The following is a 17,378-nucleotide window of genomic DNA, read 5'->3' as shown; positions in this document are numbered from 1 at the left end:
AGTCTAATAATGGTAAAAAACAGGTTGTACATAGACAATCTTTTTTGATTTACAAAAAGATGAAATTTTCTTAGAAAAATACCTTAAAATTCTTTTCATTTTATATAACTCATGTAAAATAAAATTAAATAGGGGTATGACAATTGTTCCCATAAAACATAGGAGGCAGTGATGGAAGAACGTATTGGTTTAATAGATATTGGTTCAAATACCATTCGTCTCGTTATTTTTGGTTTTGATAAAGACACGGGCTTAAATGAAATCCTTAATATTAAGACCCCCGCACGTCTAAGTCAGTATTTAACTAAAAATAACGACATGAACGACGAAGGGATTCAAGTACTTACAGACGCGTTTAGTAGCTTTAAAAAAGTAGCAACAAAATTCAAAGTAGACGAATTACATCCGATTGCAACAGCGGCGATACGTCAATCAAACAATCAACAAGATATTATCAAAAAAGTTAAAAAAGACACAGGGGTAGAGATTAAAATCGTCCCTGAAGAAGATGAAGCGTTTTACGGTTATTATGCCATTTCACATACAACTGATATTGAAGACGGTGTCTCCGTCGATATCGGTGGCGGATCTACAGAGGTCACTTTATTTAAAGATAAAAAATTAAAGGCTGCACACAGTTTTCCATTTGGTGTTGTCTCACTCAAACGCCAATTCTTTGGTGATAAAGATCATAACGATAAATCAGCGATTAAAAGTATGGAGAAATTCTTATCAGAGCAATTCGGTCAACTTGACTGGTTAAATGATCAAGATGTGGCACTCGTTGGTGTAGGTGGCTCAGCACGAAATGTAGCTCGAATTCATCAATCAGAACATTCTTACCCTATCGGTGGTGTTCATAATTATACGATGTCCGATAGAGATATCGAAGAAGTCTATGACTTAATTCGTAAAAGTTCAAGAGACGACTTAACTAACCTAGACGGATTAAGTCGTGACCGTGTAGATATTATCTTACCTGCCGTTTCAGTCTTTAAAACACTATACAAGAAAGTGGATGCGACACAATTTACTTTCTCAAGAAAAGGTATTCGTGAAGGTTATGTCATGAATCTCATTCGTCAACGTTATCCAGAAGAGTTTTCGAAAGATAATGTAAGACAAGATGCTTTACGCCATTTAGCAAACGAATATCATATCGAAGAAAGCAGTGCTAATCGTCGTCTTAAACTAGCAGAATCACTATTATCACAGCTATTAAAACGTTCAGATTTGAAATTAAGCGACAAAGATAAAGAGCTCTTCGTTGAAGGTGCGTATCTTTATTATCTAGGTAGCTTTATCGATTCCGATTCAAGTTCACCACATACCTACTATCTAATCGCTAATTCAATGATTAATGGCTTTTCACATAAAGATCGTGTGAAGTTAGCATTACTTGCCAGTTTTAAAAATAAATCACTACTTAAGTTCTACTGTAAAGAAACACATTGGTTCGGTAGTAAAGAGACCGATACGATTCAAGCCTTAGGTGGTATTATTAAATTTGCGAATGCACTCAATATTTCTCATACAAGCTTTGTTGAAGAAGTTGAACTCAAAGCGAAGAAAGACGATAAATATGAGCTTCACGTGTTCTACAAAGGGGAACCCATCGCCGAAGAATATCAAGCAAATCGTCAGAAAAAACATATTGAAAAGATATTAAAAGGTAAAGTCACGATCGTCTTTACAAAGTCTTAATAATTGTATGATATTTTTAAACTATATGAGTATATAAAAAACGATGAGGTGTTTTAAGCGTATGCAAACTCAATTGGGAGAAAAGGATATTAATTTACCACAATACTATAACAACCGGGAGTTAAGTTGGTTAGACTTTAACTATAGAGTTTTAGAAGAAGCCTATGATTTTAGTAATCCACTACTCGAGAAATTAAATTTCGTATCAATTTTCAGTTCAAATTTAGATGAATTTTTCATGGTGCGTGTTGCAGGACTAAAAGATCAGGTCAAAATGGGCTATGATAAACCTGAAAACAAAGCACAAATGACACCTCAAGAGCAATTAGAAGCTATTAAAAAGAAAAATACAGAGTACGTTAACATTCAATACAAGCGCTACAATGAATTAATTGAAGAGTTACGGAACTATGAAATTGAAATGGCTCAACCTGAGGACTTATCAGAATCACTTTTAACTAGACTAGAGCACGAATTTAAAACAAAAATTCTACCTACATTAACACCATTAGGTATAGATGCCTATCATCCATTTCCAAAATTGAATAATAAAAGTTTAAATATCTTTGTAGATATTGATACGGAAGATGCAATTAATTCAGCAATTGTTCAGATTCCATCATTAATACCTAGATTTTTAACTTTAAACGAGGGGTATAAGCAATATGTGTTAATGGTAGAAGATGTGGTTACATTCTTTATTAATCACCTATTTGTTGGTTTTGAAATATTAAATACATTTGCTTTCCGTATCACAAGAAATGCAGATTTAACAATTCACGAAGACGGTGCAGAAGATTTATTAATTGAAATAGAACGCTTCTTAAAAGAACGTAAAAGTGGCTCAGCCGTGCGTTTAGAAGTAGATGGTCGTACTGCTGTACGTGAAGATATTGGTTGGATTATGGATCAACTCGAAGTGAAAGATGACGATGTCTATTTTGTAGACGGTCCTTTAGACTTAACTTTCTTATTTGGTTTAGTTGATCACTTATCTCACAAGTTAAGTTATTTAACTTACGATAAATACACACCACAAGTGCCTCGTTCACTTGGCTATAACAACATTTATCAATTAGCTTTGGAACGTGACATTTTCTTCCATCATCCTTATGAATCATTTGAACCTATTGTCGATTTTATTAGAGAAGCTGCCGAAGATCCTAATACCATTGCGATTAAACAAACGTTATATCGTGTAAGTAAAGATTCCCCTATTATCAAGAGCTTGAAAGAAGCTGCCGAAAAAGGTAAACAAGTAACGGTACTTGTAGAATTAAAAGCACGTTTCGACGAAGAAAATAATGTTCATTGGGCACGTATGTTAGAAGATGCGGGTTGCCATGTGATTTATGGTATGACTCATCTGAAAACACATAGTAAAATCGCATTAGTCGTGAAGAAAATTGCTGGTGAATTAACATCATTTGTACATCTTGGTACAGGAAACTATAATGACAAAACTGCTAAATTATATACTGATATGGGTATTATTACAACGAACAACGAAATTGCAGAAGATGCGATTAACTTCTTTAATTACTTAAGCGGCTATTCAGTTAAACCACAATATAACAAGTTAATTGTGGCACCGTTTGATATACGAGATGTCTTTATTGATCGCATTGATAAAGAAATTAGTAGTCACTTAGAACATGGTAATGGGAAAATCATGATGAAGATGAACTCATTAACAGATAAAGCAATTATTGAAAAATTATTTGAAGCATCACAAGCAGGTGTGAAAATCCAATTAATTATTCGTGGTATTTGTTGTTTAAAACCAGGCATCCCTGGCATCAGTGAAAATATCGAAGTTGTAAGTATTGTTGGTAGATTACTTGAACATTCTCGAATTTATTACTTCCATAATAACGGAGACGAACGTATCTACCTATCATCAGCCGATGTAATGACACGTAATATGATTAAACGTGTTGAAATCTTATTCCCTGTTGAGGATAAAAACATTGCCGCACGTTTATTAGACTTTATGAACCTACAACTATCTGATAACCAAAAAGGTCGTTATCAAGATCAATATGGTAATTATCATTACATCGAAAATAATTCGTCACCATTAAATTCTCAAGCCTATTTGATGCAAGTTGCACTTAAATATGGACAAGAATTAAAACGACAAAGCGCGCAACCATCTGGTCGTGCCGTGCGTTCTAAACGTGGTGGCAGTTGGGTCAGTCGCTTACGCGATACGCTCAAACGTTAATATGATATATCAATCAAGGGCTGGAACGTCGTCGTTCCAGCCCTTTTGCTTATTTTTCAGGATATTCATACCAATGTTTTAAAAATTGATATAGTACATCGCTATAATTATTAAGTTCTTCTTTTCTTATTTTTTCATTAACGCTATGCGCCTCTTCTAGACTCCCAGGTCCATACAAGATTGTTGGAATATCAAAATGTGCAATCCAACCACCATCAGTGACTGTCGTACTCATACCATGTTTTAATGGTGCTTGATGTACTGTTTGGTGTGCTTGTTGTAATTGATAAAAACCTGGGTGGTCTACTGGAACTGTAAAGCTAGGGAATATTTCTCCCTTGTCTTCAATCATAGATGTACCGCCCCACTCAAACTCAAGTGGATTGTCCTTTAGCCACACATCAGCTTGTGCCACACGATTTAAATAATCTTCGATCTCAGTTACTACATCTTCGTATGACTCATTTGGTAAATAATGTACTGTAATCCATAATCGACATTCATCAGCAATAAATGCTGGATGTCTGCCTCCTTCAATCACTGCAGGATTAATGGTATTGGCCCCTGCTGGCATATCTGGATAATGTTTCATTATAGCCCAATGTCGTTCGAGTTCATTCAATGCTTGGATGATTTTAGTCATTTTTTCAATGGCACTCGCACCAAATAATCCACCACCTGCGTGAATCGTTTGATGACGAGCACCATCATGTATTGTATTCTTACTTTTAACTGTAATCCAGCCTGTAATGACACCGCCCTGTCCTAGCGCTTGATTCTCACTTGTATCTATTACAAGCGCTAAATCACCTTTTGGTCCTACTTCACACGCACGTTTAGTACCTGCTTCACCTACTTCTTCACCAACCACTGACTGAACAATAATGTCACCTTTTGGTCGATGTCCTTCTTGATGTAATCGTTCTAAAACATAAAATAAAGATGACATGCCACCTTTCATATCACTGACACCTCTACCGTATAACCAATCTTGGTGCTCCGTAAGTTGGAATGGAGGATACGTCCAGTATTGATCATCTTCTACAGAGGCGACATCGATATGACCGTTTAAGATTAATTTAGGTGCTTGTGCATCTGTACCTTTAAGTGTGCCAATGACTACACTATCATTCTTATACATTGTTTCACGCTGTATGGTAAAGCCAAGTTGTTTTAACAACTGTACGATATCGTCTTGTAATGGATCTGTATTACGACCTGGTGGACTTTCCGTTTGATAACTGACTAACCATTCTAATAACTCAAATTGACGTTGATTCAATTTACATCCCGTCCTTTATGTAAAATGATTTTATAAAAACGTTTACAATTTAAGTCTATCATGGTTAGGATCCAAATTAAATATTATACGGGTCTTACAGTTACTTCGTTAACATTCACATGACTAGGTTGCGTTAATGCATAAATGGCAGCATCAGCAATATTTTGCGCTTCTAACTTTTTACGACCATTAAAATCGTAATGCTCTGTTAATGGTGTTTCAACCATACCTGGTGAAATGCTAGTGACTTTAACACCTGTTTTAGCTAATTCTTTTTCTAATCCTTGAGTGATTGTATGCACTGCCGCTTTCGTAGCACTGTATATCGCACTACCTTTCGTTACTTCAAATCCTGAAATAGATGCGATATTGATAATGTGACCACTTGATTGTTCTAATAACGTTGGTAAAGCAGCTTGTACTGTATATAATGTTCCTTTAACATTCACATCAATCATTGAATCCCAATCTTCTACTTTATAGTATGTGATTTTAGAAGATTTCATTTGACCTGCACTATTTACAACGATGTCTAATCCACCAAAGCTTGTTTTAGCAGTATCAATTAATGATTCTACCTCACGTTGATTAGTTACATCTGTAGCTACCACTTTAACTTGATCACTATCAAATTTAGTAGCAACTGCATTGAGTTTATCTGTATTTCTTCCAGCTAAAACAACTTTAACACCTTGATCTCCTAGCGCAGTTGCGATTGCTTCACCAATACCGCTTCCAGCACCTGTAACGACTGCAACTTTATCTTTTAATTGATTCATCTTCAAAACTCCTTTTTATTTATCATTATTTTATAATTACCAATGACACTACTAAGTTAAACGTTTGTGAATTCTTTTTATTTCTTAGCAAGTTTCAAACATTTGAAAATCATGATTGTAAAAATCATTTATAAGTTATAAAGTTAATATGTAACTATCATACAAGTTTCAAATTATGGGGGGGAAATGATGACTTTTCACGATCGTATATTAAAATTAAGAGAACACAATCATCGTACTGCATTCGAATTTCGCTTTGAAGAATTATTTAGTGAAGAAGAATGGTTAGAAATGTCAGTTGCCGAAAGAAAATCAACTGAAAAACAATTCCAACATGAAATTTCTAAAATGAGTGACGTTAGAATACCTTACTCAAGTGTAGACAAAGCTAAAAATAAATTATTTAATCAAGTATACGCTTATAATGGCATTAAAAAGAACTTTAAACAAGTTGAAGAAAAAAGTAATGCTAGATAATGAAATAAAAACAACCTGAGACAAATTAAAGTCTCAGGTTATTTTGTAGCATTTTCCAGAATTATACGGGGGTATAATAATGATGCCTTCAATTGCTCACCAATGAAGGCAAGTTGTTGATTTACGATTAGGAGTCAAAATGAATTAGTTTGTCACTAATGTTTTTCGTTCTAAGCCATAGTAGTATAATCTTTCAGCATCGATATAGGGGATTGAATCGATAGTTAAATAGCCATCTTTAATGTCTCCGATAATACCTTGGTTCACACCAGTATTGACATAGATTTCATAGCTACTTACATCAGAGAAAACAAGCTCTTCAATTACTTTTCTCACTTTTATCACTCCAACATGTCTTATTCCTTACATTTCATATACTACACCATTTTCCAGAAAATAAAAGGTATTTGTGATTATTTTCACAAAAATATCACTTTTTAAAGATTGTAAAAATAATGTTAACTTTCATATAACATCTATCTTTGAAAGCCTAATCGTGGTTTGGATTATTCATTTCTATTTTTTTAACTACTATCTCTGTTATCGTATTCAATCCTCATTATTAAAAGTCTATTCTATAACTGAATTGAAAAAAGCTGTCATTTGTTCTGCAGCATCATCACTAAACATCACTTCTAAGTTATCTTGTGATTCTTGAGCACTCTCTTTAGAAACTGTATACATTTCTTGTTCATATTGTGCTACTGCAGTATCTAAATCTTGAGATTCTTTGATTGCATTGGCTAATAAATAGGCATCATATAAAGCCATATTGACACCTTCACCTGCAAATGGACTCATTAAATGGGCTGCATCTCCAATCAGTGTGACATTAACAATACTTTCCCAAGTAAATCCGATTGGCAATTTATAAATGCGTCGTAACAACATATCATCACTAGCATATTCGATATAATGTTTTAATTCTGGTGACCAATCTGCAAAGTCTTGTTGTAATAATTGCTGTTTAATTTCCTCAGTAGACATCGCTTTATATTGATCCAATTGATTCACATCCATTAAATATGACACATAAGCTTTAATACGTCCGTCGCCATTCAATTGTCCTAATATTGCTTTATGATCACCCAATGCCATCATTTTTCCATTTTTATTGAATTGCGCTAAGTCTGGATAATCTTCTTTAACATTATTTATATTTAATTCAACCATTGATATATCATTATATTCTACATCAACATCCGTAATATGGTTTCGAACTTTAGAAAAGGCACCATCTGCACCTATAACTAAGTCAAATGTTTGTGATTGTCCTTCTTTAAACGCTACTTCTACTTGGCTATTATCAAGTTGGTTTAAATGACTAAATGTATAGCCATATTGCACTGTAGAAGGTGCTAATTGATTCATGATAATATCACAAAGTTCGCCACGGTCAATTTCAGGACGTGAGCCTTCACCTTCAGCATCTTCTTCAAATAAAATAGTACCATCTTTAGATACGACACGTGTGTCTTCACCTTCATAACGTGCTAAATCTTTAAATGCTTGATAAATATTAGCTTCTTTCAAAGCAAGTTGACCACTATTATCATGAATATCAAGTGAACCGCCACGATCTTTGTTAACATTAGGATCTGCTTTTTCATAAATAGCAACTTCATGTCCTTGTTGCTGTAATAATAGACCAAGCATTAATCCACCAGGTCCGCCACCCATAATACCAATACGTTTTACATCTTTCATATTCAACACTCCTTACCATTTCTTACTATATTTAATATTGCTCATTGATTGTTAATCTTTGTTTGTTTATTTAGTTAGATATCTAACTATTTATTTGATGTTGTCATTCTATTCCTTTTATTTGTAAAGTGCAAGAATTAAATACAAATTTTTATATTTAATATTAAAAAGGAGGACTAAGCTCAATAGATAGCTTAATCCTCCTCACTATGAAAGCATCTTTACTCTTCTTTTGAAAAAACATCGGCTATATTTGTATCATTTTTAATTATATTTTGAGCTGTTTCCCAACTATCATGTTCGATATCAAGGATATGTCTCAAATATGCCCATGTCGTATGTTGTAGTAAATCAATTCTTTGTGGGTTTTCGTCAGTAGTTTCCTTTGCCTCATATCCAGCAATACCACCAAGCGAATGTTCTGCATCATATAATTTTAATAAACTTTTCTTCCCTGGACTAAGGTAATAAGGATCTTCCATCCATTCAGGTCCTAAATGAGTTAATGGCGATTGATCTTTATCACCAACCACAACAAGTGCTGGTTTCGTCATATGTTGAAATGTTGGATTTAAAAACGGCATATGGTCTTTGGCAAATTGCGTTAAATTGTCGCCACCTTCTCCAGCTGTCGCTAATAAAATCCCTCCTTTTACTCTATCATCTGATAAGTCCGTCGTCTCTTTAATATCAGGGTTGATGACTTGTAAACCTAGTAAGTTCCCAGCCGTTTGTCCACCGAATGAATGACCAATTGTAGCTATTCTATTCTTATCTAACCTTCCACTTAAACCTGGAACTTGCGTTTCAATATATGATAGATGGTCTAAAATTGATTTTAAATCTTCGACTCTATAACGCCAAATATCTGGTTGTCTAGGGTCATCTTGAGCTAAACCTATTGTTCTAGAATCTAAATGTGTCCCTTGAATTACGACAAATCCATGTGATGCCCAAAAATCAGTAAGTGGTTCATATGCTTGCATTGATGAACCAAATCCATGCGCAAATAAAATAATAGGTAAATGCTTACCTTCAGATGGCATACTCACCTTAACCTGTAATTCCTCTCCACGATTAGTTGGGGTAGGAATAGAAATTGGCTTAATCGTCATCATTGGCACTTCATTATTTATGTCAAATTTAAATTCATTCATTTTAAATATCTCTCGATTTATCTTGATTTTCATTAATTTTTTATAAGTATAAAAAATACACCTATAATTGGAGTTTAAATTCATATTTACCTAAATGCAAAAATTTTACTTTCTTATATGTTTTAAAGTACAAAAAGAAATGCCTTGAGGTTTCTATAATAGATAACATCAAGACATTTCCTTATTTTAATATCAAGTTTTCTAATTTTATAAAATGAGTAGATATGGATTTTCGATATATTTAGCTAATACTTTTAGGAATTCTGCTGCACCTGCACCGTCTAATATTTGATGGTCGAATGTTAAACTTAATGGAATTCGAGACACTTGTTTAATATTGCCGTTATCCATAGCAACCTCTTGTGATAATGCGCCTATACCTAAAATACCTGTTTCACCAACATTTAATATTGGTGTGAAGTATTCAATTTCACTTGCCCCCATATTCGTAATCGTAAACGTAGCCCCTTGTAATTGTACATCATTTGTTCTACCTTCACGCACCGCTTCAGAAGACTGTTTAATTTCATTGGCAAGTGCACCAACACTTTTAGTATCTGCTTGTGTGATAACCGGTACCATTAAGCCATCTTCAAGTGATGTTGCTACACCTAAATGCACGTCATCGTATTCCGTTAATGTGCCATTTTCATAACGTGCATTAATAGCGCCATAATCTTTAAGGGCTAAGACCACTGCTTTAGCAAGTAATGTTGTGACAGTTAATTTAACATCTTGCCCTGCGTTTTGTAGCTCACCTTTTAATTTATCTTTAAATTCTAATAGGTGATCAGCATCTACTTTACGATGTAATGTCAACTGAGCAGTATTTTGAAGACTTTGTCTCATATTTTGAGCAATGTTTTTACGCATTGGACTTAAGCCTTCACCAACATTTCCTACTGTAAAGTTTGCAGTTTCAGATGTATCTGGTTGCGGTTCGCTAGATGTATGATCTGCTTGATCATAACCATGTTCAAGTACGCGCTGGATATCTAATTTAGTAATCCGTTGATTACCGCCTGTACCATTAATACGTGTAATATCAAGATCTTGTTTGGCAGCCATTTTACGTGCTAATGGAGAGATAAATAGACGCTGTTCTTGAGATGCTTCTTCTTGACTAGGTTGCTGAACTTTATTTTCTTGATTACTATTTCCGTCATCTGTATCACTTTCTTTTGCGTCATCATTAGTATCATCTTCGGAATTATTTTCTTCAGATTGTTGTTGCGTTGATTCGCCTTCTTCTCCAATAACTCCGAGCACTGCTTTAACTTTTGCTTCTTCTCCTGCTTGTACATTAATTTTTAATAATGTACCTGATGCTGGTGCTTCTACGTCTTGTGTTAACTTTTCAGAACTAATTGTGACAATACTGTCTCCTTCATTGACTGTGTCACCTTCTGATTTAAACCATTCTTCAACAGTTCCTTCTTTCATTGTCATTCCTAATTTCGGCATTATAATATTTTCACTCATGCTTCACACCCCCCATACTTATGATTTAGCTTGTTTCAAATCATCGATTAATTCTGATGCGACATCTAAAACTTTATCTGTATTTGGAATATAAGCTTCCTCTAAGTTAGCTGCAAATGGTACTGGTGTGTCTGGTGCAGTTATCTTTTTAATTGGACCATCTAAATAATCAAATCCAATATCACCAATCACTGATGCCACATCACCAGCTACATTACATTGTGGGTTAGATTCATCGATGACGATGAGTCGCCCTGTTTTCTTAACTGAATTTAATACTGTATCTTTATCCCAAGGTGATACTGAGCGTAAATCAATCACTTCAACAGATACATTGCTTTCAGCTAATTGGTCTGCCGTTTCTAAAGCGACAGCTACCATTTTACCTATAGCTACAATTGATAAATCGCTACCTTCTCGAACAACATTGGCTTTCCCAATTTCTACCGTATAATGTTCTTCCGGTACCTCGCCTTTTTGACCTAATAGTGTTTTATCTTCAGAGAATACGACTAAATTGTCATCCTCAATGGCAGCATTTAATAATCCTTTAGCGTCATATGGATTAGATGGCACAACGACCTTAACACCTGGAATCGCAGCAAACATATTATATAGTGATTGTGAATGTTGTGCTGCTGCACCTGCGCCTGCACCGTGTACAGTTCTAACCACTAAAGGAATCTTAGCTTTCCCACCAAACATATAGCGCATTTTTGCCCCTTGGTTCAAAATAGGATCCAGACCAAATCCAATAAAGTCATTGAACATTAACTCTGCGATTGGACGTAAACCAGTAGCTGCCGCACCAACTGCTGTACTTAAGGTAATATGTTCTGCTATTGGTGTGTCAATAACACGATCACGACTATACTTTTTAGCCAAACCTTTGGTTACACCAAATACACCACCAAAGGTATCATCATCTTTGATATGTTCCACATTGGCACCACCAGAGACATCTGTACCAATTAAAATGACATTGTCATCCTTTTCCATTGATTGATCGATTGCTTCGTTGATTGCACCCATAAATGTTAACTTACGATTTTCACTCATAATGATATCCCCCTTTGCTTATGCAAATACATCTTTATATAGTGATTCGACATCTGGTAACTCACTTTGTTCTGCGTATGCGACTGAATCTTCAACTGCTTGTTCTGCAGCTTGTTCAATTTCCGTTGCTTCTTCTTCTGTTAACCAACCTTCGTTGATTGCTACTTTTCTAAATTCTTCTGTAGCATTTTTATCTGCATTTCGATCATTAGGTGATTTAACCTTTTGTTCATCACCTTCAAAGTGACCATATTTTCGATACGTATCACATTCGATCAGTGTTGGTCCTTCTCCATTTTTAGCTCGTTCCACCGCTTCTTTAGCAGCATTTCTTACTTCTATCACATCCATGCCGTCCACTCTAACACCAGGCATGTTATACGCTTTAGCACGTTCCGCAATTGTTTCAGATGCACTAGCGTAATCATGTGTTGTACCTTCAGCGAATTGGTTATTTTCACAAACAAATATCACTGGTAAATTTAAAATAGATGCAAAGTTTAACCCCTCATGGAAATTACCTTCATTGGCTGCACCATCACCAAAGAAACATACTGCAACATTTTCTTTTTTCTGGTTTCTAATGGATATACCCGCACCCGTCGCAAGGCCAAAGCCACCACTTACAATTCCATTGGCACCTAACATACCTTTGTCGATTTCGGCTACGTGCATAGAGCCACCTTTACCATGGCCAAGTCCATCTTTCTTACCCATAATTTCAGCCATCATGCCGTTTAAATCACAACCTTTAGCAATCGCATGACCATGTCCACGGTGTGTACTTGTAATATAATCATCATCTTCTAACAATGACATGATACCTGTAGCAACTGCTTCTTCACCCACATACAAGTGGACGAATCCAGGAATTTGACCATCACTAAAAATTTTATGCACTTTTTCTTCAAAGTATCGAATTTCATTCATTGTTTTATAAATCCAACGTGCTTGTTCCTTTTCCATAGTCATTTCCTCCCCTTTAACCGATACACAAGATCACATTTTTGTCACAAAATTCAGATATTTAAATGTAAATTACATGTGTATAGCTTTTTTAAATAATGCATCTGCACCTTCACCTAACGCTTCTAATAGAGATGGATGAGGTTGAATAATTTGAGATAGTTCATTCATTGTACCTTCTGAAGCTTTGACACCTAAAACTTCACCAATGAGATCTGTTGCATGCGGTCCCACTATAAATGCTCCCAAGATTTCATTGTATTGCTTGTCAGACACTATTTTAATAAATCCTTGAGATTCGCCTTTAATCATTGCTTTCGCATTACCTTGAAAACTTGATTCAGTAACTGCTACATCATAACCTGCATCTTTCGCCTGTTGTTCTGAAAGTCCAACGGATGCCGCTTCAATTCTTGTATAAATACATCTTGTAATTTCATTTGGATTAACAGGTCTAGGATTTAAACCAGCTAACCTTTCGGCTACTACGATACCTTGTGCACTTGCAGTATGCGCCAATTGGTAACCTTTGACTAAGTCTCCAATAGCATAGATATGGTCGTTACTTGTCTGATTAAACGCATTCACTTGAATGAATGAACCATCCATATCGATATTGAGCGCGTTTACTACTTGTGTATTTGGCTTTCTACCTGTCGCAATTAATAATTGATCGAATTTAACTGTGTCACCAGTTGCTAGTTGAATAGCAGAAGATGTTACTTGCTTAATTTGCGCTTGTGTAATGATATGAACACTTTGTTCTTCCAGATGTACTTTCAAATATTCACGTACTTCTTCAATTTCAGTCAACAAGATATCATCAGCTACTTCAATGATCGTCACGTCTACGCCTAAATCAGCCATAGATGATGCTAATTCAGTAGCAATCACACCACCACCAATGACGGCTAAACGTTTCGGTAATGACTGTAGGTTAAAGAAGGTGTCAGTTGTTAGATAATCTACATCTTCGATACCTTCAATAGGCGGAACAAATGGTTGACTGCCTGTTGCTAATATGACATCTTTCGCCTTCAGTGATTGTTGATTCACTTCGATCGTTAGTCCATCTTTAAGCACAGCTTCTCCTTGAATCAGTTCAACGTTATTCTTCTTAAGCAATTGTGTTACACCATTTGTTAATGTGTGAACAATGTTGTTCTTATGTTCAAATAAACGTGGATAATCAATATTCAAATGATCCGTTGTGATACCTAAATCATTAGCAGCATGGATTTGATGTACTTGAGACCCAAACTCAAGTAACGTTTTAGAAGGAATACAACCAACATTCAAACACGTTCCCCCAACATGTTGCTTTTCAACGATTGCGACTGATTTACCAAGTTGTGCCGCTCTAATTGCCGCCACATAGCCACCAGGTCCAGCACCAATCACTACAAGATCATAGTTACTTGCCATATCACATCCCCCTTTCCTTAACATGTTCATAAAAACCATTTAAATTGAAAAGAAAACCCAAAGAAACAAGAAAATAAAAAGCGAAGAAAGTATTATATTGTGTGTAAGCGTTTTCTTATTCCTTTAATTACATATTACAACTAAAAGGATATTTGAGCAAATGAGAATAATAAAATAAATATTATTTAGGAAAATAAAAAAAGTAAGATGAACAATGCGTTCATCTTACTTGAAATGATAAAACTATTAATTTTCAGTTATATATCTATAAATATCGTCTCTAACTGCTTGATGCATAGAAATTTTCATTGTTACCACGGAATTACCATTTGGCATGATATCTTCTTCTTCTGTATCTTTAATATAATTTGCTGTACCTAAATAATAGAAATACTTGCCATCATCATCTTTTTTCTTAACAAAAATATACATCGTTACATTATCTTCCGCATGTTTCAGTATATTTTGTACTTCAGGAGAGGTTATCTTTCTTGGAGAGCGCGTATACCATTTCAATTCATCCTGACTTAAAAATTCATCTTCATATTTTGTATTATCACTTATATCTTCGTGTTTGTCATAAGTTATAAATATAGGTAATGTTTGATGTTTCATTTTATATCCATTAATTGTTCCTGACTCATCACTATCCCAATTTAATAATTTCACGAAATCTTCTCTAGAATATTTGTTGTAAATTATCATTTCATTTCCACTATTTTGATATCGCATATTATTATATTTAGATAGTTCGATTAAATCTAAAAAGTATTTCTTAAAAAATGGTTTCTTTAAGGCACTAGAAAAATCATTTGAAAGCTCCACGTTTCTATCATTAATAACTATAAGTGGGTTTCCATAAGTATCTCCAATTGTTGCTTTAAATAATGTATAATCTAAAACTTTTAATGATGTCATCACATCTTTTTCAGTTATATCATCATTTTGATGTCTCATACTTTCAATTAAATTATCAATTGAAGTTTCGCCTTCGACTAAAGTTTCTAATACATCAATATCCACCTTTTTTAATCCTGGTGTTAACTGTCTAGATAAAAATGTTAAATTCTTAAATTCATTTATACTTAATGTATCTTCAATATATTTATTTTTAGTTAAAAATTCATGATAATTTTTGTATTTAGAAAAAATAACACTTGGGTCCACTGAATTTTGTCTTATGAAATCCATTAACATAGGTTGCTTACCTATTCTTTTCTTAACCGTTTCATATGCTTCTCTTAATAATTTTGGTTGATTAAGTTTAACAGCATCTAAAGAATCATAAATTCTTTTTTTAGCTATTTCTTCAAAGTTAATAGTAGAAACACCATTCAGTTCGCTATTAGTTGTTAAGAATCTTTTATAATTATCCTTATTTTGAGATTGATCACCTGATAAAGCAACCGGTATTAAGTAATTAGTTTTATAGTTTCCTATAAAATCAATTACTGTAACATAGTCCTTATTAGAACTTTTTCTTAATCCTCTACCTAATTGTTGAATAAAAATGATGCTTGATTCTGTAGGTCGTAACATTACAACTTGATTCACTTCCGGTATATCGATACCTTCATTAAATAAGTCGACAGTAATAATATAGTTGATTTCCCCATTTTTCAAGCGATCAATTGTAGTACTTCGTACATTGATATTATCTTTACCAGTCAAACCAACAGAAGGGATTCCGTAATTAGTTAGTTTTTCTGCTAACTCATATGCTTCCTCTCTCCGACTAACAAAAATCAGGCCCTTTAATTCTTCTCCAGAATAACCATAGTAATGTGTTTTTTCTAAAATGTTCTTTAATCTTTCATCAGATGTTAAGTTCTTTAAATCAGTAACATCCTCATTTATTTCTCCGTTAAGTGAATAATCCGTGACCCCAAAATAATGGAATGGACATAAAATTTCACTTTCTAAAACCTCTTGTAATCTAATTTCAAAAGCCACATTATAATCAAATAATTCATATATATTTAAATCATCGGTTCTTTCTGGAGTTGCTGTCATACCTAACATAAACTTGGGTGTGAAGTAATTGAATACTTTCTGATAACTGGTTGCAGCTGATCTATGTGCTTCATCAAAAACAATATAATCAAAATGGTCCTTTGTAAATTCTTTAAAATTCTCATTATTAGATAATGTTTGAATAGTAGCAAATAAATATCTCGCTTTGATATCTTTATGTTTCCCAGTTAATAGTCCAAATTCTTTTTCATCAATATGAGGCATTACTTTTCTAAACTCTTCTTTAGCTCTGTTTAAAATACCTTCATTATGTACTATGAACAAGAACCTATTTGGATTGAATGCCCTAACATCTAAGGCACATAATATTGTTTTACCTGTCCCTGTAGCCGAAATAATTAAGCTTTTTTCTTTCCCTTCGTTTCTAAGAGACTCTAAACATTTTAATGCTTCTTTCTGCATTTTATTAGGTTGAATATCTATAGCATTTTTAAATTTTTCTGTAGATATCAATTGTTCCTTTTGTATTTCAAATACTTTCTTTATTGACTTATACTCAAACGTTTCTTGATATTCTTCAACCCAACTTGGTGTCAGTGGTATACTTTTGTCCCACAGATCATTAAATTGTGATTTCACATTATGAACTAACTCACCATTTCTATGCGTTGATAAAAGAATATTGTGCTCATAGTTAATTTTCAATGCATTGGAAGTTAAATTTGAACTACCAATGATCATCGAAGAATAATTGTCATGATCAAAAATATAACCTTTGGCGTGAAATCCTTCTACATCTGTTAATCTTACCTCAACATTTTCTAATTTAAGTAGTTCATAATACATTTTAGGACTATTAAATCCCAAATAATTTGAAGTAAGTATTTTCCCTTTTATTCCTTTTTGGTTTAAATCATATAAATAAGATTTTAAACTAGCTAATCCACTTTCAGTAATAAAAGCCACTGATATACTAAAAGATGAGCACTTTTGTAATTCTTGTACTATTGTTGATAAAACATTTTCTTTTTTATTATTAATTAATAGCTTAGGCGTAAAGTTACCCTGATGTGATACATCTTTATCGATAAAACCTTTATATAGCGATTGTGTAAAATCTTCGATTAGCCTATTCATAG

General features: G+C 33.9%; 12 protein-coding genes and 2 pseudogenes. 3 read left to right on the top strand and 11 right to left on the bottom strand.

The genetic code is table 11. The features are described from left to right. Positions 1–171 precede the first annotated feature (171 nt). Together ppx and LPC11_RS02175 are read left to right on the top strand one after the other, a co-directional pair. Entirely contained in the window at positions 172–1,704 is a 1,533-nt protein-coding gene (gene ppx, locus LPC11_RS02180; RefSeq protein ID WP_231307330.1) for an exopolyphosphatase, read from the top strand. A gap of 61 nt (positions 1,705–1,765) precedes the next feature. Continuing rightward, complete coding sequence (locus LPC11_RS02175; protein ID WP_023374025.1) at positions 1,766–3,931, top strand: RNA degradosome polyphosphate kinase; 2,166 nt, start codon at positions 1,766–1,768, stop codon at positions 3,929–3,931. Between the two features lie 49 nt (positions 3,932–3,980). Here the strand turns inward: LPC11_RS02175 and LPC11_RS02170 are convergent, their stop codons facing one another. Both LPC11_RS02170 and LPC11_RS02165 read right to left on the bottom strand, forming a co-directional pair. Next, positions 3,981–5,213 carry an acetylornithine deacetylase gene (locus LPC11_RS02170; protein WP_023374027.1) on the bottom strand — a complete coding sequence of 411 codons (1,233 nt, stop codon included), beginning with the start codon at positions 5,211–5,213 and terminating at the stop codon, positions 3,981–3,983. A gap of 83 nt (positions 5,214–5,296) precedes the next feature. Further along, entirely contained in the window at positions 5,297–5,992 is a 696-nt protein-coding gene (locus tag LPC11_RS02165) for an SDR family oxidoreductase (protein ID WP_023374029.1), read from the bottom strand. Positions 5,993–6,181: 189 nt separating this feature from the next. Here LPC11_RS02165 and LPC11_RS02160 point away from each other — a divergent pair, with 189 nt between their 5' ends. Continuing rightward, positions 6,182–6,469 carry a DUF1413 domain-containing protein gene (locus LPC11_RS02160; protein ID WP_023374031.1) on the top strand — a complete coding sequence of 96 codons (288 nt, stop codon included), beginning with the start codon at positions 6,182–6,184 and terminating at the stop codon, positions 6,467–6,469. Positions 6,470–6,613: 144 nt separating this feature from the next. On the opposite strand, the gene LPC11_RS02155 is transcribed toward LPC11_RS02160, so the two are convergent. The 9 genes and pseudogenes from LPC11_RS02155 to LPC11_RS02120 form a co-directional block, all read right to left on the bottom strand. Further along, on the bottom strand, positions 6,614–6,805 hold the full coding sequence (locus LPC11_RS02155) for a hypothetical protein (RefSeq protein ID WP_002450408.1): 192 nt from the start codon (positions 6,803–6,805) through the stop codon (positions 6,614–6,616). 234 nt (positions 6,806–7,039) lie between these two features. Continuing rightward, the gene (locus LPC11_RS02150) at positions 7,040–8,176 is read right to left on the bottom strand and encodes an FAD-dependent oxidoreductase (RefSeq protein ID WP_231307329.1); all 1,137 of its coding nucleotides are present in this window, start codon (positions 8,174–8,176) and stop codon (positions 7,040–7,042) included. Positions 8,177–8,397: 221 nt separating this feature from the next. After that, positions 8,398–9,333 (bottom strand): alpha/beta hydrolase family protein, encoded by a 936-nt coding sequence (locus tag LPC11_RS02145; protein ID WP_231307328.1) that lies wholly within the window; start codon positions 9,331–9,333, stop codon positions 8,398–8,400. A 207-nt stretch (positions 9,334–9,540) separates the two neighbouring features. Then, positions 9,541–10,431, bottom strand: a pseudogene (locus tag LPC11_RS02140) (dihydrolipoamide acetyltransferase family protein); the annotation flags it as partial. Between the two features lie 216 nt (positions 10,432–10,647). Continuing rightward, positions 10,648–10,776, bottom strand: a pseudogene (locus LPC11_RS12580) (biotin/lipoyl-containing protein); the annotation flags it as partial. A gap of 57 nt (positions 10,777–10,833) precedes the next feature. Further along, complete coding sequence (locus LPC11_RS02135) at positions 10,834–11,874, bottom strand: alpha-ketoacid dehydrogenase subunit beta (RefSeq protein ID WP_107566316.1); 1,041 nt, start codon at positions 11,872–11,874, stop codon at positions 10,834–10,836. 18 nt (positions 11,875–11,892) lie between these two features. Next, positions 11,893–12,846, bottom strand: coding sequence for a thiamine pyrophosphate-dependent dehydrogenase E1 component subunit alpha (locus LPC11_RS02130; protein WP_041613707.1), 954 nt, complete (start codon positions 12,844–12,846; stop codon positions 11,893–11,895). 66 nt (positions 12,847–12,912) lie between these two features. Further along, positions 12,913–14,265 carry a dihydrolipoyl dehydrogenase gene (lpdA, locus tag LPC11_RS02125; protein ID WP_023374043.1) on the bottom strand — a complete coding sequence of 451 codons (1,353 nt, stop codon included), beginning with the start codon at positions 14,263–14,265 and terminating at the stop codon, positions 12,913–12,915. A gap of 246 nt (positions 14,266–14,511) precedes the next feature. Continuing rightward, positions 14,512–17,376 carry a DEAD/DEAH box helicase gene (locus LPC11_RS02120; protein WP_023374045.1) on the bottom strand — a complete coding sequence of 955 codons (2,865 nt, stop codon included), beginning with the start codon at positions 17,374–17,376 and terminating at the stop codon, positions 14,512–14,514. Between the last annotated feature and the right edge of the window lie 2 nt (positions 17,377–17,378).

The sequence above is a fragment of the Staphylococcus sp. HL28 genome, assembly GCF_021117155.1.
In the GTDB taxonomy this organism is placed as follows: domain Bacteria; phylum Bacillota; class Bacilli; order Staphylococcales; family Staphylococcaceae; genus Staphylococcus; species Staphylococcus warneri.
The sequence above is the reverse complement of the archived record's forward strand: the minus strand, read 5'-3'. Positions and strand labels throughout refer to the sequence as shown.